This is a genomic window from Lentimicrobium sp. L6 (assembly GCF_013166655.1).
GTDB lineage: Bacteria > Bacteroidota > Bacteroidia > Bacteroidales > UBA12170 > UBA12170.
In genome coordinates, this window is the sequence record NZ_JABKCA010000027.1 from 14,185 (window position 1) to 39,743 (window position 25,559).

At 35.7% G+C, this 25,559-nt stretch carries 16 protein-coding genes; 4 read left to right on the forward strand and 12 right to left on the reverse strand.

Annotated features, from left to right (window positions below):
• Positions 1 to 80 precede the first annotated feature (80 nt).
• Positions 81 to 3,713, forward strand: coding sequence for a PKD domain-containing protein (locus HNS38_RS08435; RefSeq protein ID WP_172280038.1), 3,633 nt, complete (start codon positions 81 to 83; stop codon positions 3,711 to 3,713).
• Between the two features lie 75 nt (positions 3,714 to 3,788).
• On the opposite strand, the gene HNS38_RS08440 is transcribed toward HNS38_RS08435, so the two are convergent.
• The 3 genes from HNS38_RS08440 to HNS38_RS08450 all read right to left on the reverse strand — a co-directional run bounded on the left by HNS38_RS08440 (position 3,789) and on the right by HNS38_RS08450 (position 5,811).
• The gene (locus HNS38_RS08440) at positions 3,789 to 4,358 is read right to left on the reverse strand and encodes an acetate uptake transporter (RefSeq protein ID WP_172280040.1); all 570 of its coding nucleotides are present in this window, start codon (positions 4,356 to 4,358) and stop codon (positions 3,789 to 3,791) included.
• Between the two features lie 184 nt (positions 4,359 to 4,542).
• A complete protein-coding gene (locus tag HNS38_RS08445) occupies positions 4,543 to 4,920 on the reverse strand; it encodes a desulfoferrodoxin family protein (RefSeq protein WP_216663671.1) in 378 nt (125 codons plus the stop codon).
• Between the two features lie 180 nt (positions 4,921 to 5,100).
• A complete protein-coding gene (locus HNS38_RS08450; protein ID WP_172280042.1) occupies positions 5,101 to 5,811 on the reverse strand; it encodes a DNA alkylation repair protein in 711 nt (236 codons plus the stop codon).
• Positions 5,812 to 6,122: 311 nt separating this feature from the next.
• Between HNS38_RS08450 and HNS38_RS08455 the strand changes: the two genes are divergently transcribed.
• Both HNS38_RS08455 and HNS38_RS08460 read left to right on the forward strand, forming a co-directional pair.
• Complete coding sequence (locus tag HNS38_RS08455; protein WP_172280044.1) at positions 6,123 to 8,456, forward strand: T9SS type A sorting domain-containing protein; 2,334 nt, start codon at positions 6,123 to 6,125, stop codon at positions 8,454 to 8,456.
• Between the two features lie 184 nt (positions 8,457 to 8,640).
• Complete coding sequence (locus HNS38_RS08460; RefSeq protein WP_172346290.1) at positions 8,641 to 11,031, forward strand: T9SS type A sorting domain-containing protein; 2,391 nt, start codon at positions 8,641 to 8,643, stop codon at positions 11,029 to 11,031.
• A gap of 76 nt (positions 11,032 to 11,107) precedes the next feature.
• Here the strand turns inward: HNS38_RS08460 and HNS38_RS08465 are convergent, their stop codons facing one another.
• From HNS38_RS08465 to HNS38_RS08505, 9 genes are all read right to left on the reverse strand, one after another.
• Entirely contained in the window at positions 11,108 to 12,115 is a 1,008-nt protein-coding gene (locus HNS38_RS08465; protein ID WP_172280048.1) for a low specificity L-threonine aldolase, read from the reverse strand.
• Between the two features lie 59 nt (positions 12,116 to 12,174).
• Positions 12,175 to 13,110 carry a helix-hairpin-helix domain-containing protein gene (locus tag HNS38_RS08470; RefSeq protein ID WP_172280050.1) on the reverse strand — a complete coding sequence of 312 codons (936 nt, stop codon included), beginning with the start codon at positions 13,108 to 13,110 and terminating at the stop codon, positions 12,175 to 12,177.
• 171 nt (positions 13,111 to 13,281) lie between these two features.
• Positions 13,282 to 15,165 (reverse strand): 30S ribosomal protein S1, encoded by a 1,884-nt coding sequence (gene rpsA / locus HNS38_RS08475; protein WP_172280052.1) that lies wholly within the window; start codon positions 15,163 to 15,165, stop codon positions 13,282 to 13,284.
• A gap of 194 nt (positions 15,166 to 15,359) precedes the next feature.
• The gene (locus HNS38_RS08480) at positions 15,360 to 16,616 is read right to left on the reverse strand and encodes a folylpolyglutamate synthase/dihydrofolate synthase family protein (protein WP_172280054.1); all 1,257 of its coding nucleotides are present in this window, start codon (positions 16,614 to 16,616) and stop codon (positions 15,360 to 15,362) included.
• Complete coding sequence (locus tag HNS38_RS08485) at positions 16,616 to 18,130, reverse strand: NAD(P)H-hydrate dehydratase (RefSeq protein WP_172280056.1); 1,515 nt, start codon at positions 18,128 to 18,130, stop codon at positions 16,616 to 16,618. Before HNS38_RS08485 ends, HNS38_RS08480 begins: the two co-directional genes overlap by 1 nt.
• Positions 18,127 to 18,861: a class I SAM-dependent methyltransferase gene (locus HNS38_RS08490; protein ID WP_172346291.1), complete on the reverse strand. Its 735-nt coding sequence runs from the start codon at positions 18,859 to 18,861 to the stop codon at positions 18,127 to 18,129. Before HNS38_RS08490 ends, HNS38_RS08485 begins: the two co-directional genes overlap by 4 nt.
• A 255-nt stretch (positions 18,862 to 19,116) precedes the next feature.
• A complete protein-coding gene (locus HNS38_RS08495; protein WP_172346292.1) occupies positions 19,117 to 20,964 on the reverse strand; it encodes a response regulator in 1,848 nt (615 codons plus the stop codon).
• A gap of 256 nt (positions 20,965 to 21,220) precedes the next feature.
• A complete protein-coding gene (locus tag HNS38_RS08500) occupies positions 21,221 to 21,829 on the reverse strand; it encodes a hypothetical protein (protein ID WP_172346293.1) in 609 nt (202 codons plus the stop codon).
• A 59-nt stretch (positions 21,830 to 21,888) separates the two neighbouring features.
• The gene (locus HNS38_RS08505) at positions 21,889 to 22,518 is read right to left on the reverse strand and encodes a hypothetical protein (protein ID WP_172346294.1); all 630 of its coding nucleotides are present in this window, start codon (positions 22,516 to 22,518) and stop codon (positions 21,889 to 21,891) included.
• Between the two features lie 249 nt (positions 22,519 to 22,767).
• Between HNS38_RS08505 and HNS38_RS08510 the strand changes: the two genes are divergently transcribed.
• Complete coding sequence (locus HNS38_RS08510) at positions 22,768 to 25,395, forward strand: valine--tRNA ligase (protein WP_172280070.1); 2,628 nt, start codon at positions 22,768 to 22,770, stop codon at positions 25,393 to 25,395.
• Positions 25,396 to 25,559: the final 164 nt, after the last annotated feature.

A 25,559-nucleotide genomic window follows, 5' to 3' on the forward strand; every position in this document is an offset into this window, starting at 1 on the left:
TTATAAAGAATGATAAAAAGTACTATTTTAGCAAACTTATCAAGTTACATACTACAAAATCAATAATTAATTATTTAAAGATGAGAAAAATTACTCTAAGCCTTTTGGCTATTTTGCTTTCTATCCAGTTTATCTCGGCACAAAACCAAAAGGATGAATTTCCTAAATGGGTTCAGATGATGAGTGATGAAAGTGCTAATTTTTATGATGTTCAAGCAGAATTCAATGCTTATTGGGCAGGTAAATCTCCTGCAAAAAGCTCTGGTTGGAAAGTTTTTAAGCGCTGGGAATACATGATGCAATTTCAGATTGATGAGAATGGCAATAGAATTCCTGCAGATCAAGTTTATAAAAGAGTAAATAATTTCAAAAGCCAAAGAACAGTAAAATCCGATGCTAACTGGACTAATATCGGCCCAATAAATCTACCTATAAATACAGGTACTGGACAACCCAATGGAATGGGACGAGTAAATGCTATAGCTTTTCACCCAACTGATGCAGATATTGTTTTCATAGGCGCTCCTCAAGGAGGTTTATGGAAAACTGCAGATGGTGGAAGCACATGGGAAGTTTTAACCGATGACCAACCCACGTTAGGTGTATCAAGCATTATCATCAACCATGACAATGCCGATATTATTCTTATTGGAACTGGTGATAGAGACGCTGGCGATTCTAATGGCATGGGGGTTTTCAAATCTACTGATGGAGGAGAAACTTGGACCGTTTCAAACGATGGTATGGGTAATCGTACTGTTGGAAGAATGATTCAAGATCCTAATGATTCGGACATTATCTTGGCTGCAACTGATGGTGGTGTTTATAAATCTAGTGATATGGGAGCTACTTGGACACAAAGCCAAAGTGGTAATTTTAAAGATATCCTTTTTAAACCAGACAATTCTTCTGTGGTTTATACCATTTCATCAAATAATTTTTATAAAAGTACCGATAATGGTGATAGCTTTACAAATAGTAGTAGTGGACTTCCTGGTGGAAGTAGAGGAGCCATTGCTGTTACTCCTGCCAATCCAGAAGTAGTTTACGTATTGCTTTCTAGTGGAAGTGTTTATGGAAGTACAAGTAAATCAGACGACGCTGGAGATAGCTGGACCGTAAAATCTACAAGTCCAAATATTTTTGATTACAGCTGCGATGGTTCTGGTAGTAATGGTCAAGGTTGGTATGATATGGATATTGCTATTGACCCTAACGATGAGAACTTTGTTTATGTTGGTGGAGTAAATACGTGGGTTTCTAGTAATAGTGGAAGTAACTGGTCTATCAATTCACATTGGTATGGTGGATGTGGTGTTCCTTCTGTTCATGCCGACATGCACGTTTATGAAATCAACCCATTAAACAACAGACTTTATAATGGTAATGATGGTGGACTTTATTATACAGATAACCAAGGTGATTCTTGGCCTCAAATTAGTAGTGGTTTAGCTATTTCTCAAATTTACAAGATAGGCTCTAGTGCTACTGTTAAAGATTTAGTGATCAATGGCTACCAAGATAATGGAACAGCAACTTTCACGTCTGATGGTTGGAAGACAGTAATGGGTGGCGATGGTATGGATTGTGCCATCGACCCAGTTGATCCAACTTATTCTTATGGTGAGTATTATTATGGTGCTATTGATAGAATTAAGAACAATAGTCAAAATCAAGGTAATATTGTAGGTGGAATTAGCGAAGAAGGAGCTTGGGTAACACCATTTCTTATTTCTTATGCCGATGCCAATACTATGTTTGTTGGTATGAAGGGTGTTTGGAGAACTAATAATGTAAAAGCAAATTCTACCAGCCAAGTTCAGTGGACAAAAATCACTGACTTTAGTGGTTCTAATTGTAGTATGCTCGAACAAAGTGACGCCAATCCTGATATCCTTTGGGTAGGAAAAGGAAGCTCCATGTATATGACCCTTAATGCTAACGATGAAGCCCCTACTTGGAACATTGTAACCAATATGCCAGGAAGTGGTGATATTAGATCTATTGCTACAAATCCAAATAATGAGGATGATGTATATATGGCTAGAGGAAACGGGATTTATTATTCTAACAATCTTTGCGAAACTTGGACAGATATTTCTGGTAGCTTACCAAGCATAGCTATGAATAGTATTGTATTTTACAAGAATAGTGGTGATGGTTTATATGTTGGAGCCAATGCTGGTATCTATTACAAGGATTCAAACCTAGATGATTGGGTGCTTTATAATGATGGTTTCCCATTATCTTCTAGAATTACAGAATTAGAAATTTATTATGATGCCGCCAACCCTTCTCAAGACCTACTCAGAGCCAGTACTTATGGCCGTGGGCTTTGGGAAACCCCAATGTTCCAAGGCGTTTTAACTGCTAATTTCAGCGCTGACCAAACAAACATTCCTTCTGGTTGTACTGTTCAATTCTCAGACTTATCTATTGGAGTTCCAACTTCTTGGAACTGGACATTCGAGGGAGGAACACCAGCTACTTCTACAGAACAAAATCCTATTGTAGCTTATGAAAACAATGGAGAATTTGATGTAACACTTGAAGTAACAAATGTAAATGGAAGCGAAAGCATTACCGAGGAAAACTATATCTCAGTAGTAGCAGGATTAACTCCTGAAGTTCATTTTTCAGCCAGTCAACAAGGTTTTTGCGAAGGTGATGATATGATCGTGGAATTTACTGATGAGTCACTATATTGCCCTACAGCTTGGACTTGGACTTTTAATCCTTCATCTGTTAATTTCTTAGAAGGTACCGATGCCAATTCTCAAAATCCTAAATTAGAATTTACAGCTAATGGTTCTTACGATGTAAGTTTAGAAGTACTTAATAGTAATGGGAGTTCTACAAGCACTGAACTTGCCTATATTCAGTCAGGAGGCTCTGCTATTCCTTTCTTTGAAGATTTCGAAGGAGAAGACCCTCTATCTAGAGGTTGGATTATTGAAAATGAAGATGACGGTATCACTTGGAAAGATTATAATGTAGCAGGAACAGAAGGTTCCAAAGCGATGGGAATCAATTTCCATGATTATGTAAACTTTGGAGCCAGAGATAGATTAATTACCCCTGCTCTTTCATTACCAGCAAACTTTATAGATATTACTTTCAAACATGCCTATACACAATATTATTCTGCTTATACCGACTCACTTATTGTTTTAATTTCTACAGATTGTGGTGAAAATTGGACAAGAATATTTGAAAAAGGAGAAGATGGAAATGGCACATTCGCCACTCATGAATTAACTACCGATGCCTTTGTTCCAGCTGAAAGTACAGATTGGTGTGGTTCAGGTTGGGGTAGCGAATGTTACTCTATCGACATTAGCGAGTATGGAGGAATGAATAATGTGAAAATTGCCTTTGAATCTTATAATATGAGGGGTAATTATCTTTATATTGATGATATCATGATAGATTTTTATGCTGGAATTGACAATACACAAATAAATGAGAATTTATTAAGCATTTTCCCTAACCCAAGTAATGGTGAATTTTCTATCAATCTTATTCAAAATATGAAAGATGCACAGATTGAAATTTATGATCAATTAGGTCAACAAGTATTCTTCCTTGCCAAAACAGACATCACTAAAGCTGAAGAATTTAGAATCAAGCTCGAAGGTGTTTCTACTGGTGTCTACTTAATGAAAATTAGTAATGAAGAATTAAGCATTCAAGATAAAATTATTGTGGAATAACATAAATCTATCAATAAACAAAAAGAGGAGGGTTTCGTAAATGAAACCCTCCTCTTTTGTATTTTACAACATGAATTATTTAAGATTAATCCAAGGTTTACCAGTTTTTAAAATTTCTTTTCCAGCAACATCATTAATAACAATTGCCGCCATCATATACCAAGCACCTAGAGCACAAAGTATCAATTCGTAACCCGCTACAACATTCAATATTGGCAAGCCAAAGTGCCCTAGATCTAAAAGAACGAACCCTATGAGGAGCAATGTAAAAGTAAAGGCCATTGCAAAATGGACAAACCAAGAGGCAACCCATAAAATCGCCACCAATAAAGTCCAAACTACCAAATAATAACCTACATCAGTAGTAGATGAAGCATAGACACCAAAATGGTTTGACATCCAAATAAAACCTAAACCAATCCAGAAAGCACCGAAACTAACAAATGCTACATACCCAAAGTTGTTTCCCATTTTCTGTTCCATAAAACCAGCTATCATTTGAGCTAGACCACCAAAAACAAATCCCATGGCTACCACTGGCCCTAGACCACATAGTCCAATATTATGCAATTGTAACAAAAGTGTAGTTAAACCAAAGCCTGCTAAACCAATCACTGCTGGGTTAGCCAATTTTCCATTATTCATACTATAATTTTTAGTCATTTTTTCAGCTGGCGAAAATAGGTTTAAACTACAGTGAAACTACTATAAACACTAGTTTATACTCATTCTTTTTAAGTAATGATGGCCAAGAGCTAAGTCACTAAAAACCATAAAAAAAAAGGGTTACCCGAAATGGATAACCCTGATATATTTTTCAATAAAACAACTATTCTACAGTAACTTCTACTTCATCACTTTGCCATAAACCGTGTTTTGTACAGTAAGCATGAGCAATTAACTTCATTCCTTTTTGAGGAACAATATAGAAATCCACCTCTAAATTTGAAGGGGCAGAACCTTGCGCTCCAGCAGTAAAAGTGGCCTGAGCTAACTGAGTTTCTTTATTCCATAATTGAACATACTGGATATAATGATCAAAATCATCTGGATGTTTATACTCATCACCAACTTTAACCTTTACTTTAAATTTTTCGCCAACAACAGCTTTGTCATCACAATAAACAAAAGCAGAATGTCTATCGATATAATCTTTTTTAGCTTCTCTTTCAATCTGAGAAATGTCTTCGTACTTGTTAATTTTCATCAGTTTATTTTTTTATTAAATATTATATTCTGCTTACAAATTTAAAGAATCCCACTTAAGAAAACAAGAAATGAAATACCTAAATAAGCAACTACAAAAACTATATCCCTTAGAATGTTTAATTTAGAGTCAAAGTTAAGATTTTGATTAACAATTTTTAGGAGTTTTTAATTTTAATTTTTAAGTCTTAAGCATATCTCCTGGAGCAAAAAAGATAAACCCTTCCGTTTTTTTTACAATCTTTAGAATATCTAGAACATTTGGTGTAATTCCTCCTGTAGAACCATGATCAACAGCAACACTTCCTCCTAATTTCATCATCAATGCGATGGCCAACTCATTTAACTTCTTACTCCTTCTTCCAATGTTTAAAATACTATAAAGCATGGTTTCTTTGGCTCTATTGGGAGCGTTCTCAATATCCTCCCCTATCTTGTCTAAATATTTGCTAAAGACTTCATCCTTCATAAATCCATTTTCTTTAGCTAACATGAATATGATGGAATAAGCATGTCGAAGCGTATATTCATCACTACTATGAATCCATTTATTAGCCAATTGCAAACTACCTTTAAATGGGGCCAGAATATTCCCAATGAAAGCATCGCTTAAAAGGTAGAAATCAATATCTGTATTCCATTTTTCCAATAATTCACCTGTAAGCTTCTCTTCTTCTGCCAACATGGTAGCCAATATCTGAACCTCTGGAATTTGAGTATCCCAAAGTTTAAGGGCATATTTATGATTTTTCCCTAACTCTTTTTTATAATGTTGTAAATAAGTATATTTAAGACCTATTACTTTCTCACTTCCTCCATTCTTTATATATTCTTTCCTCAAGCTTTCAGATGCTAAACCCTTTAGTTCTTCTATAAACTCTGAAATAGTCATAATCTTGTTTTTGTTTCATGCAAAGGTATATGTTTTTCAGTGCTCAGAGGCAACTATTTTAGTTAAATGCTGGTCTAGAAAGTAAATCTCCCATTTCACAATTATTTTGAATGAATCAATATGAGCATTATTTTCCTATTGCACAACAGCAAAGAAAATAGTATTCAGCATATTACTTAAAAATAAAATCCCTTTATTTAGGGCATATTTTTTTGTATTATTGCCACCTAAAAATAGTTATTTAGAGCTAGTCTCCTAAGCTGTTTTAGAATGAATAACAAATAGATAAAATTAATTTAATTAAACATACTATGAATCGTAATTTATTATTTCTGTTACTATTTGCGGTAAGTCCTTTTTTTGTTCTTGCACAAGTAGATGAGACTAAACCCTTTGAGGTTGCCAAAAATGTTGGCTATGCTAAATCAGAGCCATTATCTGAATTAGCAGCTAGATTAAGCCCTGATAAAATTGATGCTATTCCTGTTGAAAAGGAAAATAAGAATAAGCTTGATGTTGTTAAATGGCCTGATACAGATTTCTCTAGAGAAACTGAGAATGTACAATCAAAAATGGGACAAAGAATAAGCCGCGGTCCTGGTGTTGGATTTAATGGTCAAGGCCCAACTGGCTCTTACCCCCCTGATACCGATGGCGATGTGAGTGATGAACATTTCATTCAGGTAGTAAATTCAAAATATAACGTGTACACTAAAGATGGTACTAAGGTTTTAGGCCCATTAAATTTAAGTACACTTTGGCAGAGTCTACCTGGCCCTTGGCAAGGTGCCAACCACGGTGACCCTATTGTATTATGGGATGAGGATGCTGGAAGATGGATGATTACTCAATTTTATGTTCCTAATTCAGGAAATAATTATGAATTATTCGCTATTTCAGAAACTAGTGATCCTCTTGGAGCTTATCATTTATATGCTTTCTCTTTTGGAACTACCATGAATGACTATCCAAAACTTGGAGTTTGGAGAGATGGTTATTATGCTACTTATAATATGTTCCAGAATGGAAGTCACACGGGTTCTAGAATCACTGTTGTTGATAGAGACAAAATGCTAGTAGGAGATCCTGATGCTGAAATGATTTCATTTCATAAAAATGGATTCTATTCAACTATGCCAGCCGATATCGATGGCGAAGCTCTACCTTTAGAAACTGACGACTGTCCAGTTATGTTTATTACTAATGCAAAAACAATCCAATTATATGGTTTTCATACTGATTGGGAAAATACCTCTAACTCTTATCTTAACCTCATGGTTACTTTAGTACCTACATATTTTAGTGAGTACAATCAAAATATTCCTCAGCCTAATGGTCAAGGACTTAATTCTCTTGCCGGAATGATTATGAATCGTTTAGCATATAGAAAATTTGATACTTATGCTTCCATGGTAACCAACCATACTGTTCATGCCAACGGAAAATGTGGTGTAAGATGGTATGAATTTAGAAAAGACGACGACGGTGGAAACTGGACTTTATACCAAGAAGGTACTTACGCTCCAGATAGTGATGTTTATCGTTGGATGGGCTCTGCAGCAATTAATGGTAGAGGAGATATCTCCATTGCTTATTCTGTTGCTAATAATACTGATGTTCACCCTTCTATTAGATATACCGGTCGTTTAGCTGCTGATCCACTAGGAGAAATGACTATACAAGAAGTTGAACTTAAAACTGGAACCACTTCTCAAAGTAATTTCGAAAGATGGGGAGATTATTCTTGTCTTAACGTTGACCCTGCTGATGATACTACATTCTGGTTTACTACAGAGTATAATGGTTGGAGAACATGGATTTCTTCTTATGATTTAGGTGGAATATCTGGGCCAAGTGTTAATGCTGGCGAAGACGCTTATATCTGCACAAATGACCAATTTATGACAAGTGCGTCTGGTTCTGGTATTTTAACTATGGAATGGACTACTGATGGTGATGGTTTCTTCTCTCCTGCAAATGGTTTTGAAGTTACTTATATTAGAGGAAACCAAGATGTAGCAAACGGAGGATGTACATTAACTCTTACTGCTACTGGTTTTGATGGTGTTACAACTTCAAGTGATGACATGGTATTAAGCATTGTTCCTACTGCAAATGCTGGTTCTGATGCTACAATTTGGGATACTGAATCTTTCACATGTGAAGGTTCTGGAACGACAATAGGAACCATCGAATGGACAACAAGTGGTGATGGAACCTTCAGCGATGCTGGTATCATGACTCCTATCTATACTCCTGGTGAAACAGATCTAGCTAATGGCTATGCTACCTTAACTCTTACAACAGCAGTTACTGAACCTTGCGTTGCTGAGAAAGATGACAGTATGCTATTAACTATCCAAACCGTAGGTATTAATGATTTAGAAGCTTCAAACAAACTCTCTATCTACCCTAACCCGACTAATGATATCTTTACTTTAAACGTTGATGGTTTAACTAGTGGTGAAGAATTCACCTATATGGTTTTCACCAGCTATGGTAAAGAAGTATATCGTCAGATTGCTACAGCTAAAGCTGATACTTATGAAAGAGTTATTGATATGTCTGACTTTGTTGCAGGTATTTACTTTGTAAGTGTTCAAACTGAAAACGGAAACACTACAATGAAAGTGGTTAAGAAATAATCTTTCATTTTAGATATACTAAAAGCCCGCTAAATTTAATTTAGCGGGCTTTTTATTTAATAAATTCCCAATTATCAACTTTATAGGCTATTTTTTGTATCATTGCTAAAATTTCAGGAGAAATAATGAATAGTTTAAACTTTTCATTATCATAAATACATCGCCATTTTTAAAAAACACTTCTATGAAACAGACCTACATACTTATCGTTTTTGCTTTACTATTTGCTAGTGCTAATGCTCAAATAAATCATGTAAAAACAAAAACTTCTAAAGCTATAGCTTTTGTTAAAACCAAGCCCTTATCAGAATTAACAGCCCTATTAAGCCCCGACAAAGCAGAATCTATCAAACCTGAAAAAGAAGTCAAAAATTTCCTAAATATTCAAAAATGGGAAAACACAGATAAATCTGCAAGACCAGGCCAAGTGCAAACTAAAAATGGAACAGAAGTAAGCAGAGGTCCAATAACTGGCTTCAATGGCCAAGGTGGCACTGGATTTGTTCCACCAGACACTGATGGTGATGTGAGTAATGAACATTTTGTACAGATGGTGAACTCAAAATATAATGTATACCTTAAAGATGGAACCAAATTACTAGGCCCACTCGATTTGGGAACCCTTTGGGGACAATTACCTGGCGGCCCTTGGGGTAATTCTGGCGACCCAATAGTTCTTTATGATGAGGAAGCTGACAGGTGGATACTCACTCAATTTGCTCCTAAAAACAATTACTCTGAAAACTATGAACTATTTGCTGTTTCGGAAACAAGCGACCCTACTGGAGCTTATTATTTATATGCCTTTGAATTCGGAACCATATTTAATGACTACCCAAAAATGGGTGTTTGGTATGATGGTTATTATGCCACTTATAATATGTTCCAAAGAGAGGATGATAGCTTCTATTTTGTTGGAGCAGCGCTTACCGTAGTTGAAAGGGAGAAAATGCTTATTGGTGATCCCGATGCACAAATGATCACCACACCTGGATATAGCAATGGATATATTCCAGGTTATTATTCAACCATGCCAGCAGATATTGATGGAGAGAACTATCCTGAAGAAGGCTCCCCCTGCCCTATCATGTATATTAATGATGAACAGGAAATTGAAATCTGGAACTTACTTGCCGATTGGGATAACCCTTCAAATTCTACCTTAATAAAACAAACACCCAATATTATAGTATCTAGTTTTACTGAAACACCAAGTGCAAACGATGATGGTGGTTTCATTAGCCAACCAAATACCGAGCAAAAACTTGACGGTCTAGGAAGGATGATCATGAATAGACTGGCTTACCGAAAGTTTACTGATTACGAAACCATGGTTGTGAATCATTCTGTACTAGCACAACCAGAAGGAGGAGGTCCTTTTGACAGAAGTGGTATTAGGTGGTATGAGTTCAGAAAGACTAACGAGAATTGGGAATTATACCAAGAAGGTACTTATGCACCTGATGATGGAATTAATCGCTGGATGGGCTCCATTGCCATGAATGCAAACGGAGATATAGCTATAGGATATTCTGTGGTGAATGGAGAAGATATTTATCCTTCCATTAGATATTCAGGAAGAAGAACTAACGATCCTTTAGGTGAAATGACCATTGAAGAAATTGAAGTAAAATCAGGCACTTATGGACAAAACCACTACAGATGGGGCGATTATTCTTGTATGAATGTAGATCCTGCAAACGATACTTCATTTTGGTATACCACAGAATATAATGGCTGGAGCACGTGGATTGCTGAATTTGACTTTAGCCCGATTATTAGCGCTACAGTTGAAGCTGGTGAAGATGGATACATATGTACTAATAATCAGTTTCAAACCAATGCTAGTGGAACTAGTGTATTATCGGTACTGTGGACTACCGATGGAGATGGTGTATTCTCGCCACATAATCAGTTTAATACTACTTATATTAGAGGAAATGAAGATATTGCCACAGGAGGTGCAACACTAACTCTAACTGCCACCGGCTTCGATGGTATTGAAGTTTCCGACCATTTATATTTAAATATAGTACCTTATATTAATGCGGGAGAGGATGCTAATATTATTGATTCCGAAGCCTTTCAATTAGAAGCTGTTGGAACAGAGACAGGTAGCGTTCAGTGGACAACGAGTGGTGATGGGAGTTTTAGTAATTCCAACATCATGACACCTATCTACAATCCTGGTTCTCAAGACATCTCAAGTGGACAAGTAACATTAAGTGTTGAAGTTGCCATCACTGAACCTTGTATTGACAATAAAAGTGATGAAATGACTTTGAATATTACCACTGTTGGAGTTGAAGAAAGGAGTAATACTAGCAACTTAAGTATCTACCCTAATCCAACCAATGATATTTTCACATTAAATATTGATGGTTTATCTTATGGTGAAGAATTTACTTATATGCTTTATACCAGTTATGGGAAAGAGATCTTTCGTGAAATCGCCAAGGCTAAAACTAGTTCCTATTCTAAGTCGATAGATATGAAGAACTTCATCTCAGGTATTTACTTTGTAAATGTTCAAACAGAAAAAGGAAATTCTACTATGAAAGTTGTGAAGAAATAAGTGCTATGCAAATATATAAAAGCCCGCTAAAATAAATTTAGCGGGCTTTTTCATTTATTTAAAAATAAGTATTCAATTACAAATTAGACACCATTTTATCGATATCTTCTTCTGTAGTATCCCAGCTACACATGATTCTATATTCCGAAGCTCTTAGGTCCCAAGGATAGAAAAAACCCGACTTTAGTAATTTTTTAGCAGTGTCATCTGGCATCACAGCCCAGACACCATTGGACTGAACTTCTTGAGTGATTCTTATTTGTGGAAAAGCATCTAATTTTTGAGCAAGAATCTGAGCCATAGCATTGGAATGCTCAGCATTGGTTTTCCACAGATCATTCTCAAGTAATGCCAAAAACTGAGCCGCTACATAACGCATTTTACTGGCCAAGTGCATGCCTTGCTTTCGGTAAAGCTCCACATGTTCTCCCAATTGAGGATTCAAGAAAACAACTGCCTCTCCAAACATTAAACCATTCTTTGTTCCTCCAAAAGAAAGCACATCTACACCAGCATCTGTAATCATTTCTTTAAAACTCAATCCAAGACTTGCTGCAGCATTAGAAATTCTAGCACCATCCACATGTAGATATAAATCATTATCATGTGCCAACTGTGCTAAAGCTTTAATTTCTTCCACAGAATAAACTGTTCCCATCTCTGTAGATTGTGTAATGCTGATAACTGCAGGAATGCTTTGATGTGGAATTCTATCGGCTTTCACGTAATCTTTAATCTGCTCTGGATGTAGTTTTCCATCAGCAGAAGGAATAGCAATTAATTTAACACCCGCATGTTTTTCTATGGCTCCACACTCGTCAACATGAATATGAGCATGTTCACTGCAAATCACACTATTAAAGGAATGGCATATACTATCTAGGGCTATAATATTAGCAGCAGTACCATTATAAACGAAATATGTTCTAGTATCAGCCCCAAAAATCTCTTTAAATCTCAAGTCTGCCTTTTTGGTGAAATCATCATCACCATAAGCTGTCTGATGGCCAGTATTGGCTTTGATTAAGGCTTCCATTATTTGAGGATGAACTCCAGCCCAATTATCGCTTGCAAATGCTTTCATAATATCATATTTTTTTGGCAAAATTAAGAAATTACAGTGGATATAAAACAGATAATCAACTAATCTAAATATAAATACGGTTCCAACTTTAGGTATAAAGAATCAGGAAAACAATTAGAATCTTTCAATTGATATAGAGCCGAGAACTTACCCAGTTGTTTTCTCATATTCACAATATACTTTGTAGTTTCATAATCAATATATGGGTGCCTAAGAATGCTTTTAAATTCGGCCGTATTTAATGGAATTTGTTTAATGATAATCGTATCTAATTTTAACCCCAAAATCATCTTAGCATACTTCTCATCATCCATTTTATAAAGCTCTTTTAACTGCTCCATCCTAAGGTAACCACCTAAACGATTTCGATATTCCACTATGGCACCTGCATAGAATGGGCCAATTCCTGTTACCTCGATCAATTGAATGGAATCAGCAGTATTTATATCCACTAGAGGAGCTTTCATGAGGGGTTTGGCGATCACCAACTTGTCCAACTTCTTTATCTCTAATTCCTTTTCCTTTTTGGGTTCTGGAAGTTCAATTCTGATATAAGGTTCTAATTGTTTAAAAACAGATTCCTCCATTCCATATATTTTTGATAAATCATTTTTACTTTTAAAAAAACCTCCTTTATCTCTATACTTCATCACATTTCTCACTACATATTCTGATAAACCCATTTTAAGCAATTGCGCTGAGCTTACTTGATTGGGATCAAAAAAGGACAAATTAACAAGTGCTATTTTTTCTGGAGGATTCTTAAAATTTGAACTTTTGGGATTATATTTTGATTTTTCTTTTTCAGCCTCAAATTTTACAGTATTCAGTTGATTGAGAAAAGGAGTATTATGAGATAAATGAGCTGGAGCTTTTGTTAAATATTTCGGGCCAAAGTGATTAATACTCAGGCTGACAAGAAATATAATACTCAAAACGAGCACACCTCTTTCTTGTCGTTTATTGAAATTAAAATAGTCCTTGATAAATTTCATCTACACCAAAGTTAAGAACTTATGGAGCAAACTACTGAGTAAATGAGCAAGCTTTGCCAGTGATTTAACCAACGTGGTGTTTTAAAGAAAAAACGTTTAAAATATTTACAATGGGGCATAAAAAAAGCCCGGATTCACATCCGAGCTTTAATATGTAAATCAATGGTTGGATTATTTTCCTTCCATTTGAGATTTTAATTTTGCTAATTCGCTACTTGCGATATCACCAAGTGTTGTAGCTTCGTTGCTATCGTTATTACGTTTAACAGCGTTGCTTTGTCCTCCACCACCTTCACGTCTTGGAGCAGAAGTCTTTTTGTCTTCAGCTTTCCAAGTGTTAATGTGAGAAAGAATGATTTTCTTATTCTCTTTAGAGAATTCGATAACTAAGAAATCTAATGCTTCATCAACAGAAACTTTAGTATTATCTTCTTTCTTTAGGTGACGATTTGGAACGAATCCTTCAACACCATAAGGTAAAGATACAACAGCACCTTTATCATTAACAGTAAGAACAGTTCCTTTATGAGTAGAATTCATTGCAAAAACAGTTTCGAATACATCCCAAGGATTTTCTTCTAATTGTTTATGACCTAATGATAATCTTCTGTTTTCCTCATCTACTTCTAATACTACAACATCTAAAGAATCACCAATCTTAGTGAATTCAGCAGGATGCTTGATTTTCTTAGACCAGCTTAAGTCAGAGATATGGATTAAACCATCAACTCCTTCTTCTAGTTCTACGAAGATACCGAAGTTAGTGAAGTTTCTAACTGTAGCTTTATGCTTAGAGCTCACAGGATATTTAGTAGCGATATCTGCCCATGGATCTGGAATCAATTGCTTCATTCCAAGAGACATTTTACGCTCTTCACGGTCAAGAGTTAAGATTACAGCTTCTACTTCATCACCAACTTTCACAAAGTCGTGTGCAGTTCTAAGATGCTGTGACCAGCTCATTTCTGATACGTGAATCAAACCTTCAACACCTGGCTGAATTTCGATAAATGCACCATAATCAGCAATAACAACTACTTTACCTTTAACTTTATCATTTACAGCAAGTTTCTCATCGAGAGAATCCCATGGGTGAGAAGTTAATTGTTTAAGACCAAGGGCAATACGTTTTTTGTTTTCGTCGAAATCAAGGATAACCACATTGATTTTCTCGTCCAACTTAACGATTTCCTCTGGGTGAGAAATACGTCCCCAGCTAAGGTCAGTAATATGGATTAAACCATCAACACCACCTAAATCAATGAATACACCGTAAGAAGTAATATTCTTAACGATACCTTCAAGAACTTGACCTTTTTCAAGTCTAGCGATGATTTCAGCTTTTTGTGCTTCTAATTCGTCTTCGATAAGTGCTTTATGAGAAACTACAACATTCTTGAATTCATGGTTGATCTTAACCACTTTGAATTCCATGTTCTTTCCAACATAAATATCGTAATCACGGATTGGCTTCACATCAATTTGAGAACCTGGCAAGAATGACTCAATACCAAATACATCAACAATTAAACCACCTTTTGTACGGCTTTTCACGAAACCAGTAATAACTTCATCATTATCGTGGGCTGCGTTAACGCGATCCCAAGACTGAAGAATTCTAGCTTTTTTGTGAGATAATTGTAATTGACCTTTAAGGTTTTCTTGGTTCTCAACGTAAACGTCGATTTTATCACCAATCTTAATATCTGGGTTATATCTTACTTCAGAAGCAGCGATAAGACCATCAGATTTATAACCAATATTCACAACAACTTCGCGAGAATTGATAGCTACAACAGAACCTTCAATAACCTCATGCTCAGTAATTGATTTTAATGTTTGACCATATAAATCTTCCAATTTATTACGATCATCAGATGAATAAACCTCTTGTTTTTTACCAATAGCATCCCAATTAAAATCTTCTTCAAGTGCAGGCTTGGCTTTCTTTTCAGCTTTCTTCACCACTTTTTCTTCAGCAACTACCTCAGTTGCTTTTACTTCTTGTACCTCAGGAGCAGCTTGCTCTTCAGTATTTTTAATGTCTTCGCTCATATATTGAACTAAATTGTCAAAAGACAAAAATTTGCGATTTCTATTTTGCCCCATTCATTTCAAAATTCGAAATCAGGTTAAAAATCAATTATTTACACTTTTTCGAATGGGGCTGCAAATTTACAATAATAAATAGGAATAAGCAAGTTATTTCTAATGAAAATTATGCTGTCTCTCAAAGCTTTGAGAACAAATTATAGAACCTCGGCTACTGTAAAGGTTGAGCCGCCAATAAAAACTAAATCTTCGGCAGTAGCCTGCTTTAAAGCAGCTTGACAGGCTTTTGCTACAGAATAATAAGATTTACCCAAAAGACCTAGTTCCTCGGCTTGTTTTTGCAAGGACTCTACGGCTAAGCCGCGGGGAATATCTGCTTTACAAAAATAATACTGTGCAGTTTTAGGGAAGTATTTTAATATTTCCTGTAGGTTTTTATCATCCACAACACTGATTACCATATGAAGGTTTCTGTATTTCTCAAGGGATAATTGCTCCATCACCAAAGACAAACCCGCCTCATTATGAGCTGTATCTGCTATTACTTTGGGTTCCTTACCTATAATCTGCCAACGACCAGTGAAATTGGTATTCACTAAAACATTCTCAAAACCTAATTTAATATGTTCTAAACTCATCCCTGCTTGTCGACATGCTGCAAAAGCCGTAATGATATTCTTCTTTTGATAATTACCAAAAAGTGGAATACTCAAACTACCTAATACCATTTGATTATTTTTGAGGATGCTATATTGATCTGCTGACTTTTCTATTTGATAAACCTCATCTGCTAAAATCATTGGAGCAGAAAGTTCATTCGCTCTTTCTTGAAATACATTAAAAGTTTCTGGATGAAACTCTCCAATAATAAGTGGAACTTCTTTTTTGATGATTCCTGCTTTTTCACCAGCAATTTTCCCAATAGTATCTCCTAAAAACTGAGTATGGTCTAGCGCAATATTTGTAATCACAGAAAGTTCAGGATTTACAATATTAGTACTATCAAGCCTTCCTCCCATTCCAGTTTCCAAAATAGCAATATCTACTTTTTGATCAGCAAAGTATTTAAAAGCCATTCCCACTGTCATTTCGAAAAAGCTAGGCTGAATTTCTTCAAACTTCTTTTGCCTTCCCTCAATGAAATCTAGCACTTTAGCTTCTGGAATCATTTCACCATTGATTCGAATTCTTTCTCTAAAGTCTTTAAGATGCGGTGAAGTATATAATCCAGTCTTATAACCCGCTTCTTGAAAAACTGAAGCGATTAAATGGGAGGTAGACCCTTTTCCATTGGTTCCGGCAATATGAATAGATTTGAATTTATTCTGAGGATTATCCAACACCTCCATAATAGCATAGGTATTGTCGAGGTTGGCTTTGTAAGCTGCTTTTCCCATTCTTTGAAAAATGGGCAATTGTGCATACATCCATTTTAAACATTCTTTGTAATTCATTAGTATAATAATTTAAATGCTTGGCCTAAATGTTCTATAATATCGCTGGCGATCAAACTCTCAAAACCTAATTTCTCAGCAGCCAAATCCCCTGCTAAACCATGAAGGAATACAGCTAATAAGCTAGCTTCTAAGGAAGAATATTTCTGTGCCATCAGCGCTGCAATCATACCTGTTAAAACATCTCCAGAACCACCAGTTGCCATTCCTGGATTTCCAGTAGAATTGAAATAAACATTAGAAGTGGGTGTAAAAACCATGGTGTGCGCCCCTTTTAATATCAAGTATACACTATATTTTTTGCTAAAAGCTTTTGCTTTTTCCATGCGCTCAAAACTATGCTTGGAATTCCCTAATAAGCGGTCGAATTCCTTTATATGAGGAGTCAAAACAGATTGAGCTGGAATAAAGCTAAGCCAAGTCTTGTTATCAGATAAAATATTGATGGCGTCGGCATCAAAAACCATGGGATTCTGCACTTGCTGCAAGAGCATCTTTAATGCCTTGGCGGTTTGTTGACGAGTCCCTAATCCTGGGCCAATAGCAATATTTGAATACTTTGCCAAATCTGGTAGGCTAGTAAATGCTTCCGCACTATCATCGGGACTAGACATCAACTCTGGCATCATATTTTGGGAAAGACCCGATGCTTTGGGATGATGTAATGTGACCAATCCCGCTCCAGATCTCAGAGCCGCTTTTGAGCTTAAAATGGCAGCACCCATTTTTGTATGGTCCCCGGCAATCATTAACAAATGTCCAAAACTGCCTTTATGACTAAATTTGGCTCTTGCTTTTAGAAGCGTAGTTACAAACTCAGCATTAAGATAATAATAAGGCGTTTGAGTTTGATAAATATAATCTGGAAACAAACCAATATCTAATAGATTCCATTGCCCTACATATAATTCATTTTCTGGTAATAGAAAGCTCAACTTGGGAAACTGAAAGCTCAATGTATAATCCGCAAAGAAGACCATGTCTTTTAGGCTTTCCATAGCTTTATCGGCAAACAATCCACTTGGGATATCTATTGCCACTTTTATATGATGGCATTCATTGAGTTTCTTGATGACTTGAGCTGAAAAGCCTTTTAAAGGTTTTGAAAGACCACTTCCGAAAACAGCATCTATAATAATTGTATCAGCAGAAAACTCAGGAAACTCATTTGGCATCTCCTTCCACTCGAATAACTGAATATACTCAATAGACTTTAATCGCTCATAATTAATAGAGAAATCATCAGAAAAACGATCGTTTAAATTCAGCACAAAAACTTTTACTCCGTAGCCATCCTCAGCTAATAACCGGGCAATGACCAATCCATCTCCTCCATTATTTCCTGGCCCACAGAAAATGGCAAACTCTTGATTTATTTGTGCTTTTTGCTTTAACCAGAGCACACATTCTTTAGCCGCTCTTTCCATTAAATCAATAGAAGCAACAGGCTCATGTTCAATCGTGTATTGATCAACCATCCTGATTTGTTCTATTGAAAATATTTTTTGAATCATAAATCTAAATTTAAAGTGATACGAGCCAAATAATCGTAGTGTGCGCCTCTTTGCAATAATTCAGCCTGAAATCCATGGCGTTCAGCTAAATTCTGCAAATTATCGAAGTCGATAAAAAGCCACGGAAAAGGCTTGGATGGGATTCCTTGATATTCCACTTGAAATTCTACTTCTCCATAATAATGGTCGTTAAGATCTATCATAAAAGAACCATCCTCTTCTTCAAAAAGATAAATTAAATCGGAGGAATCAAATAAAATTTGTCCGCCCTCATTGAGTAGATTCTTGCACTGAGAAAAGAATTCTTTAAAGCCATCAAAGTTTTCGACCAACCCAATTCCGTTCATTAATAATAAAATAGTATCGTATTTATGGTCTTTGAGTTCAAAGAAATCTTGACAAAGAGCATGTTTCACACCTCTTTCCTCCATGATCTGAACACTCAACTCACTGATATCAATGGCATGACATTCAAAACCCAGTTTCTGTAGCGCCAAAGCATGTATACCTGTTCCAGCACCCACATCTAAAACTTTTCCTTTGGATAGTTGAATGGCTTTTTGCTCCAACTCAGGCATTTCATCAAAATTCCTAAAAAAGTATGCTGTTTCATATTCTTCATCATCGCTAACGCTGGTTCTCACTATTAATGGCACATTATTTTTATGAAGGTGCTCCTCCATTAATGCCTGACCCATGATATCGTCAACTGCTTTCACTATCTTTCCCATAATCGTTAATTAGTGTTCGTCTATAAAGTCCATCTTCGTCGTTGTTGCTCAAAATCCAAATCCTCAAATACACTAGTATTCTGCGGTTTGAATTTTTCACACGCCTCGAATCTAAACTTTATAGTTCAAACACTCGACTTTATGGACAGACTTTAATTAAGTTGCAAAATTAATAGAATATGAGTTTAAGTTCAGAAAAATTTAAGATAAAAAAAGCCCTTCATAATGAAGAGCTGATTAATCAAAATCAATCCACTAAAACCCAATAATCTTTTCCAGCTTCAGTAGCAATAATTCTCTATCCACAGGTTTTCTAATATAATCTACTGCACCCATTTGTAAACTCTTAAGTTCAAGAGAAGCATCTTGCAATCCTGTCAAGAATATTACAGGAACATCTATTTTTTTCTCCGTCATGTATTTTAATAACTGGAAGCCATCAAAATTAGGCATATTAATATCAGACAATACCACATCTATGTTTCCTTGAGCCAATTCCATCAGAGCGTTTACCCCATCAGAAGCTACCGTCACCCGAATGTTTTTCGTTTCTAAAACAGCAGTTACTACTTTCTGATTTATCTTATCATCCTCCACCAATAAAATATGTGCCGATTGACTATCATAATCGACTCCATGTTCAGGAATCATTAAATCCCAAATATCTTGAAGATAAACATAAGCGAAAGCAGAAGAAGTATCTGAAACACCATAAGGAATAATCAATTTATCATCGTTTACCATGGCTCCGCAACTGTAAACAACATTGGGCACTCCACCTTCTCGCTCCACTGAATTTGCTTTTAATAATGGCTCCTTTAGACGAGCAATCACTTTTCGTGGGTTTTCGAGATCCAATAACACAGCACCAATTACATATTGACGCATCACTCCTACTCCATATGTTAATAACAACCATCCTTTTTCTGTTTCTATGGGCGAGCCAACATTTCCTACCTGATTACTTTCCCATGCGAATTTAGGCTCGTGAAGTAAGTGTGACTCCTCCCATTTATTGATATCATCGGAGAAAAGGATATAATTATTAATACCATCTAAGCGACTAATCATGACATAATCACCTTTTATCTTTCTAGGGAATAATGCCATTCCTTTCTGATGGGCACCGATTCCGTGCAAGGGCATCATGGTAAAATGGTAGAAATCATAGGTTTCAATCATATGTGGCAAAACCTCTTCCCCATCATTGGCATTATAAGTGGCTATATAACTGACAACTCCAGCATTATTAGTGTATTTTACAAATCTAGCATCCTCTATACCTTGTGATTCCGAAGCCGTATTGGGAAACAAAACTCTTTCGGACAAAGTAGTATCTAATGAAAATGTGGTTTCATAGTTTATTTCTGCTAATGAAAAAAGAAAATCCAAAGCCTGCAAACGCTCGTCACTATCTCTAGATTCTAATTTAACATCATCAATAATTTGAGTCAGGTGATTATAATCAAACTCTTTGGGAAGAATAGCCTCTATATAATTTTCATGGTCTGAAAAAGCCTCAGATTTTTTTACGGAATCTAGGAAGTGTTTTTTCTCATAGGTTTTACTGCTAATTCTCTCTGGCAAAGCTACAACCCTTCCCATTTCCTCCAATTCTAAACTGCCATCTTTATTTAATATTCCTTCTCTAAATATCAAATTGCTGATACCATCTTCACCAACGCCTCTTAGGCTAATGACAACTCTTTTCTGACCTCTAAGTAAGTCGGTTTGATCAGGAGCTTCCACCATACTAGGGTTACAAATAGATTTTGATTCAATAGACTGTTCTTTGGTGAAATAAGCTCCAATCAACAGCTGCTTGGATTCAGGTAAAGCATCATTAGAAATCCCCAGCTCCTCTATCAAAGGCAAAATGTGATTATAATTAGCTTTAAAAATATTTGAGATATTTATATGCCGATTGGAAAACAAGCGAAGTGTTTGCTGAAGTGTGATACTAGCTTCATTTTCATTCAAACCCAATACACGCTTGATTAGTATTTTTGCTCTCTCTTTTGATTTAGGAAATGAAAATTTAGTGATCACTCTTTTTGGATCTGGCTTAATTTTGGTTTCAAGGCGCTGTACATTTATACTCATAATATTATTTTTCAGAATTGTTCATTAAATGGTTTTTACCAACCCTATTCTATAAAGCTCTTTGACAATCAAAATTGCTCTATTCTAAATAGTTGTTAGTGTTAATCCAAATATAATCAATTAATTCCAAAAAAGAAAATAGAAAATAAAAAGCGATTGAGAAAGCCAGAAAAAGTCTAAATTGGGAGACCTGGGGACTGGGAGTCAAAGCGATTGAACAACCTTCTAAGGTTGGGTCTATACTACCATTCTATCATTAATTATAAAATTTCATCCAAGTTTTATAATCATCGCGGCTAGTATCATAGATTCTGATGATGGCTGATGTCCAATAATCTTCAAATTTCCTGCCTTTTCCTTCTGCTCTTGTAGGCTCACTTATCAATACTTTACCCGTTCCAATATCAAAGAAAACTACCCAAATAGATGCATATTCATTAATAGCATTTAAAGATTCTACCATATAGACCAAACCTAAACCGGCTTTTTCTGAACTTGAATATTTCTCAATAAAACCTTCAATTTGGGACTTCTTGAAAATAAAATTTTCAGCCTGGATTATCTCATCAAATGGGATCATTCGGTTCAATTCATAAACTGCGGTATCATATTCCACCCTCTTTTTTTTGTATGGAGCGCCAATGGGAATATTTTTCTTTCCTTCAGAAAACATTTTATTCCATGTTGGATAATAATAATTCACCATCTCAGCGCCTCCCGGAAATTCTCCTATACCTACACATTTAGCATGAGTGAAATCTAATCCAAAAAAGGTGACAGCTTTATATTCAAAAACATCAGAAACTGATTGAGAATAGCTAAATAAACTTGATGCAAGTAATAATACGATGAGTAACTTTTTCATTAGAGTAATTTTCTGCAATTTAAGAAAATTTACAAAATCAAAATTGCTTAACAATAGTTTTAGTTTTCAGCCTGCTTTTCCCATTTCTCATAAAACTCTTGAGACTCTTTAATGATTTGTCGTATTCCACCAGCATAATAATTCCTGATGCTGAAACCTTTCATTCCTCCTCTAGCTCGTTTTACCAATAGCACCTCTTGAGTATCAATATCGAAGAAGACTATTTGTATGCTTATCAGATTATTTCCATGGCTAACCTCATCTATAATATATACTAAACCAAGGCCACTATGTTTCTCATCATTATAATTTTGGACAACCGATTGAATCTGCTCCTCACTCAAGCTTTCTACTTTGCCATTCATATAATGCTCATAAACATCAAAGGCTGCATTTAGATCATCTGCTCTATAAAAATTATACTCCACATTTTTCTTTTTATAGCTTTTTGCCACATCATAGCGCTTTCGTTCATCCATCATCAATTCATTTAATGCTGGCATATATTTATCTTGCATACTGGCTGGGCTAGTAAGTCCAGAACCACCAGTAAAACGAGCTTGAGTAAAATCTAAACCATAAAATACCATGTCTTTGGATTTGAATACATCTACATCTTGCGCATGAAGGCTCCATCCCATGGTTAATGATAAGAATACTAGAATTAAATATTGTTTGGTTATTTTCATTTCTTAAGAGTTTGTTTAAAAACAAGAACAAGAAGTTTTATTTAGGGTTGCATTTTTTAAAAAATTCCCAATAAAAAAAATGATCATCCACCACTCATTTTTTTAAACTCTTCTTGCAAATATTTCATTAAAAAATCAATTCATCTTTCTATCAGACGCAAAGGGTTTAAAAAAGCTACACTTCGACCAAAAATAAGCCTATTTTTCAGCCGAAAAAATTACTATTTTTGCGCCCTTAAATATTACGATATGGACATTCCTTCAAGATATCAACCCCAAGAGGTTGAGAACAAATGGTATAAATGGTGGCTGGAGCAAAACTACTTCCACTCAGAACCAGACGATAGAGAAGCTTTTACAATAGTAATCCCTCCTCCTAATGTTACTGGTGTATTGCATATGGGTCATATGCTCAATAATACTATTCAAGATGTTTTGGTTAGAAGAGCCAGAATGCAAGGTAAAAACGCCTGTTGGGTTCCTGGAACCGATCATGCATCTATAGCTACAGAAGCCAAAGTGGTCAACCATTTGAAAGAAAAAGGAATCGCGAAAAATGACCTCAGTAGAGATGAGTTTTTGGAGCATGCTTGGGAATGGAAAGAAAAACATGGCGGAATCATTCTTGAACAATTAAAGAAACTAGGCGCTAGTTGCGATTGGGAAAGAACTAAATTCACCATGGATGAGGATTTATATGAATCTGTAATCGATGTATTTATCGACCTTTACGATAAAGGACTTATCTACAGAGGTGTGAGAATGGTGAATTGGGATCCATCAGCACTTACTGCTCTTTCTGATGAAGAAGTGATTCATAAAGAAGTTCAATCCAAACTATATTATATCAAATATCAAGTAGAAGGCGAAGATGAATGGGTAACTATTGCGACTACTCGTCCTGAAACTATATTAGGAGATACTGCAGTTTGTATTCACCCCGAGGATGAGCGTTTTGTTCACTTAAGAGGAAAGAAAGTAATTGTTCCTTTAATTAATAGAGCTATTCCTGTTATTCAAGATGAATATGTGGATAGAGAATTTGGAACCGGTTGTTTAAAAATTACTCCTGCACACGACATCAATGATTATACTTTAGGTATCAAGCATAAATTAGATACCATCAATATATTTAATGATAATGGAACTTTAAACGAAGCAGCTGAATTATATATTGGCGAAGATCGTTTTGAAGTGAGAAAGAAAATCAGCAAAGAGCTCCAAGAAAAAGGCTTCATGGTGAAAGAAGAAGATTATACCAATAAGGTAGGATTCTCTGAAAGAACCAATGCTGTTATCGAACCAAAATTATCATTACAGTGGTTTATGAGCATGAAAGAAATGGCCAAGCCTGCTCTTGATATTGTGATGAACGACACCGTACAATTTTATCCAGCCAACGTTAAGAATACTTATCGCCACTGGATGGAGAATGTAAAAGATTGGAATATTTCTCGTCAACTGTGGTGGGGACAGCAAATTCCGGTTTATTATCTTCCAAACAAAGAAGAAGTCGTAGCAAAATCTGCGGAGGAGGCTCTTGAAAAAGCAAAAGCTAAATATCCAGAATTAGCAGATATTACTATTGATGATGTAAAGCAAGACGAGGATGTTTTAGACACTTGGTTCTCTAGCTGGTTATGGCCCATCTCTGTTTTTGATGGAATCAGAAACCCTGACAATAAAGACATACAATATTATTATCCAACCAACGATTTGGTTACCGCACCAGAGATTTTATTCTTCTGGGTAGCTAGAATGATCATGAGTGGATTGGAGTATAAACAAGAAATTCCATTCAAGAATGTATATTTCACGGGTATTGTAAGAGATAAGCTGGGTCGTAAGATGAGTAAATCTTTAGGAAACAGCCCCGACCCTATTAAATTAATGGAAGAATATGGAGCTGATGGTGTAAGAGTTGGAATGCTACTCACCTCTCCAGCGGGTAACGACTTACCATTTGACGAGTCGCTTTGTGAGCAAGGAAGAAATTTCTCTAATAAGATATGGAATGCCCTCAGATTAGTGAAAGGCTGGGAAGTGGAAGAGAAAGAACAAGCCGAAGCTGCAAAAGTAGGAATCGATTGGATGCATGCTCGTATCAATCAGAGCTTAGAATCCATGGAGGATAACTTTAGCAAATACAGACTTTCTGATGCTCTAATGTCAGCATACAGGTTGGTTTGGGACGATTTCTGTTCTAATTACCTCGAAATCATCAAGCCACCTTATCAAAAAGCCATTGACGCAAGCACTTATAATGAAACCATCCTCATTTTTGAGAAACTCATGAAGATTCTTCATCCATTTATGCCCTTCCTTACAGAAGAGATATGGCATTTATTGGCAGAAAGAAAAGAAGGTGACGATATCATTATCAGTGATATGCCAAAAAGTACAGATATTGCTACTGATATTATCAAAGCTTATGAAGAAGCTGCTGAGGTAGTCAATAATATTAGAAAAGTAAGAAAAGAGAAAAATATTCCTCAAAAGGAAGCTTTACAATTACAATATACACAAGGGGAGCTCAATCAACATGCTTTTGCGGCTGTTATCAATAAACTGGGGAATATTGAAGCATTTGAAAAAGTTGATGAGAAACCTGGAGCGGCATTGAGTTTTATGGTAGGTTCTGATGAGTATTTCATTCCACTTTCGGAAAATATTGATGTGGAAGCTGAGATTGCCAAGTTGGAACAGGATTTGAAATATCAAGAAGGATTTATCAAATCGGTTGATAAAAAACTCGGCAACGAACGATTCGTAAATAATGCTCCAGCTCAAGTGGTGGAGATAGAAAAGAAAAAACGAGCCGATGCAGCCGATAAAATATCCAAGATAAACGAAATGATTGCTTCATTTAAGAAATAATAAGAAGGAGAGCCTATCTAAATGTAAATTTTTGATAGGTTTTTTTCTTTGAAAATTAATCTTGATTTAACATAGAACATGAGATAAACCGGCATATTTGCCGCTCTAAAGTAAAACCAAAAACCTTATAGATATTCAAACTTATGAATATTTATGAACACTTA

Excerpts from the sequence above, each read along its gene's own strand:
- HNS38_RS08435 (WP_172280038.1), top strand. The coding sequence starts at position 81 with ATGAGAAAAATTACTCTAAGCCTTTTGGCTATTTTGCTTTCTATCCAG.
- HNS38_RS08440 (WP_172280040.1), bottom strand. The coding sequence starts at position 4,358 with ATGAATAATGGAAAATTGGCTAACCCAGCAGTGATTGGTTTAGCAGGC.
- HNS38_RS08445 (WP_216663671.1), bottom strand. The coding sequence starts at position 4,920 with ATGAAAATTAACAAGTACGAAGACATTTCTCAGATTGAAAGAGAAGCT.
- HNS38_RS08450 (WP_172280042.1), bottom strand. The coding sequence starts at position 5,811 with ATGACTATTTCAGAGTTTATAGAAGAACTAAAGGGTTTAGCATCTGAA.
- HNS38_RS08455 (WP_172280044.1), top strand. The coding sequence starts at position 6,123 with ATGAATCGTAATTTATTATTTCTGTTACTATTTGCGGTAAGTCCTTTT.
- HNS38_RS08460 (WP_172346290.1), top strand. The coding sequence starts at position 8,641 with ATGAAACAGACCTACATACTTATCGTTTTTGCTTTACTATTTGCTAGT.
- HNS38_RS08465 (WP_172280048.1), bottom strand. The coding sequence starts at position 12,115 with ATGAAAGCATTTGCAAGCGATAATTGGGCTGGAGTTCATCCTCAAATA.
- HNS38_RS08470 (WP_172280050.1), bottom strand. The coding sequence starts at position 13,110 with ATGAAATTTATCAAGGACTATTTTAATTTCAATAAACGACAAGAAAGA.
- rpsA (WP_172280052.1), bottom strand. The coding sequence starts at position 15,165 with ATGAGCGAAGACATTAAAAATACTGAAGAGCAAGCTGCTCCTGAGGTA.
- HNS38_RS08480 (WP_172280054.1), bottom strand. The coding sequence starts at position 16,616 with ATGAATTACAAAGAATGTTTAAAATGGATGTATGCACAATTGCCCATT.
- HNS38_RS08485 (WP_172280056.1), bottom strand. The coding sequence starts at position 18,130 with ATGATTCAAAAAATATTTTCAATAGAACAAATCAGGATGGTTGATCAA.
- HNS38_RS08490 (WP_172346291.1), bottom strand. The coding sequence starts at position 18,861 with ATGGGAAAGATAGTGAAAGCAGTTGACGATATCATGGGTCAGGCATTA.
- HNS38_RS08495 (WP_172346292.1), bottom strand. The coding sequence starts at position 20,964 with ATGAGTATAAATGTACAGCGCCTTGAAACCAAAATTAAGCCAGATCCA.
- HNS38_RS08500 (WP_172346293.1), bottom strand. The coding sequence starts at position 21,829 with ATGAAAAAGTTACTCATCGTATTATTACTTGCATCAAGTTTATTTAGC.
- HNS38_RS08505 (WP_172346294.1), bottom strand. The coding sequence starts at position 22,518 with ATGAAAATAACCAAACAATATTTAATTCTAGTATTCTTATCATTAACC.
- HNS38_RS08510 (WP_172280070.1), top strand. The coding sequence starts at position 22,768 with ATGGACATTCCTTCAAGATATCAACCCCAAGAGGTTGAGAACAAATGG.